Origin of the sequence: Bradyrhizobium sp. Mp27 (assembly GCF_029953005.1) — a bacterium.
Taxonomy (GTDB): Bacteria; Pseudomonadota; Alphaproteobacteria; order Rhizobiales; family Xanthobacteraceae; genus Bradyrhizobium; species Bradyrhizobium barranii.
This window is the reverse complement of sequence record NZ_JASAUS010000427.1, coordinates 1-2,130: the sequence shown is the minus strand read 5'-3', so window position 1 is coordinate 2,130 and position 2,130 is coordinate 1. Positions and strand designations below refer to the sequence as shown.

General features: G+C 57.7%; 3 protein-coding genes. 2 read left to right on the top strand and 1 reads right to left on the bottom strand.

Features of this window, described 5'->3' with window-relative positions:
* Positions 1-131: 131 nt before the first annotated feature.
* Complete coding sequence (locus tag QJT78_RS50590) at positions 132-434, top strand: hypothetical protein (protein ID WP_281460847.1); 303 nt, start codon at positions 132-134, stop codon at positions 432-434.
* Positions 435-466: 32 nt separating this feature from the next.
* Here QJT78_RS50590 and QJT78_RS50585 read toward each other — a convergent pair whose 3' ends face one another.
* A complete protein-coding gene (locus QJT78_RS50585; protein WP_038975279.1) occupies positions 467-772 on the bottom strand; it encodes a hypothetical protein in 306 nt (101 codons plus the stop codon).
* Between the two features lie 964 nt (positions 773-1,736).
* On the opposite strand from QJT78_RS50585, the gene QJT78_RS50580 reads away from it, so the two are divergent.
* Positions 1,737-1,982, top strand: coding sequence for a hypothetical protein (locus QJT78_RS50580; RefSeq protein WP_018273663.1), 246 nt, complete (start codon positions 1,737-1,739; stop codon positions 1,980-1,982).
* The last annotated feature ends 148 nt before the right edge of the window (positions 1,983-2,130 follow it).

Sequence of the window (2,130 nt, the reverse complement as noted above, 5' to 3'; positions counted from 1 at the left end):
GGCGGGCGTGGCGTTCGCGGTTGGAGGTGATGGGGTTGGCTTCGCAACCGAATCCTACGCCGCATCAGCGCTTTACCCCTGAGGCGCACTCTTACGAATAAGACGGGCTAGGGAGAGGCGACCAGGACCGTTTGATCTACTTCGCCTTCGACCTGCTGTGGCTCGACGGACAAGACCTCCGGAGAATGTCGCAGCTTGCACGCAAGGGGCTCCTGAAGGAGCTGATAGACGGAAATAAGCTGAGGGAGCCCATCTTCTACAGCGAGCATCACGAGGGCGACGGGCAGGAGCTGTTCGAGGCGGCGAGCCGGTTGAACTATGAGGGCATCGTCTCGAAGCGCGTAGATGCGCCGTACCGATCGGACCGGGTTGAGGCCTGGCACAAAATCAAAACCGTCCAGCGCGAGAAATTCCCAGAAAATCTGCGCGTCTGACGGCTGCCGCGACCATAGCGCTGCGGTTTTGATCACTGCACCTTTTGTCCGAGGTCTCTCAGGAGCGCGTGGAGAAAGTCACTGGCATGGTCGTATCGCGCGTTGCCATCCGTGAGTTGACGGGCGCGCGGCTCCATTAAGCGGCCAACGGTTTCGGAACCGAGCAGCTCAACTCTGTCCGACCACTGCAGCAGCAAACTATCGGGGATGTCTTCCGCAGATCCGAATAGCTTCAGAAGGCAATGTTCGCCCTCGAGTTTATGGTCATGATGAGCCTTGGCCGCATAGAAAGCGAACAACCCGCGAAAGGCATCACGGGAAACAGCAGGTTTTCCCATCGCAATGTCCCTAAAAAATTAAGACTCTCAATGGGAGCCAGTCTGAAGCCCTCGTGCGGAAAAGCCAGCAAAAAAGTCAGTTTCGCACTGCACCCGTGTCAAGAGTAGAGGCCGCCAGTTGGGCGGCCTCCGTCTTTCATTACGCTGATCAAAATCGCGCTTAAATCGGCCGTCGCAGCGTTGCATCGAGGCGACGGTGAATACCAGCCCCGATCCCGGGAGGACGGGCGAAGTGGCTTACCTCTGCCCAACAAGATCTGACAAAGTTTCCGGGAAAAAAATGCAAGGTCTCCTCAGACGCTGCGCCTGCTCAAAGCGTTCCCGAAAAGTTAGGCTAGGACGCGGGGCGCTCGGTGATGTCGTACGAGAGGGGCAGGCGGGAAGCAACTGGAGATCGCGGCAAAGGCCCGGGCGGACAAATAGATCTGCACCCTGCTGTTCGAACGGCTCTTATCTCGTGGCAAATGGAAGCTGCTAGTCGGACACGGCGCAACGACAGAGTGCCAAGCTAAGCTTTTTCGACGGACGATCACCACGTCCGGCGGTCAAGACGCAAGCCGCAATGATCGTAACGGAAAATCTTAAGGACTTTCCGGCGACAGTTCTTCCCGACTTGAATATGGAGGTAAAATCCGCCGACGCTTTCATTGCGGATACCACACTCGACGAAGCTCGCGAGCCGTTGCAGCCATTCGGCGTATGCGCGAACGCTTCAAAAAACCGGACATGACGCCAGCCGAGCTATTGCTCGTGATGGAAGCCGCGGGACTGATCGAGACTGTTTACCTGCTAAGGCCACACGTCGAATCGCTCTAGCCGATTGACAGCGATGATCGTCATGGACGATTGAGTAATTTAACTGGACTGGGCTTTCGTTAGCTGAGATTCTGACGTGAAACCGTCTTCGGATATTCCATAATGAAGGTTATGATGAGCGGCGCGCGCCGGCGAAGAACGCAGGGGGATGATCCACCGTATCATCACCTCCGATGGCCTGTCGCCGGGTCTCAGCTTCCAAGTGGCGCGGACAGACGCGATCCGCGACAAGCTGGACGGCCACGCCGAGACCTGGGGCAAGCTGACCGCAAAACTGGCTATCGCGCGCAAAGACCAGGATCGCGCCGATCGACAACGGCGCGGTCGCGGACGAGCAGGGCAGTCCGATGGGGTCTCATTCAACCAGAATATTGATGCCGTCGAGATCGCGTAGGGCGGATACGCACCCCGCTGGAATAGAAGCTCTCTAGCCCGTCTTATTCGTAAGAGTGCGCCTGAGGGGTAAAGCGCTGATGCGGCGTAGGATTCGGTTGCGAAGCCAACCCATCACCTCCAACCGCGAACGCCACGCCCGCCATGAC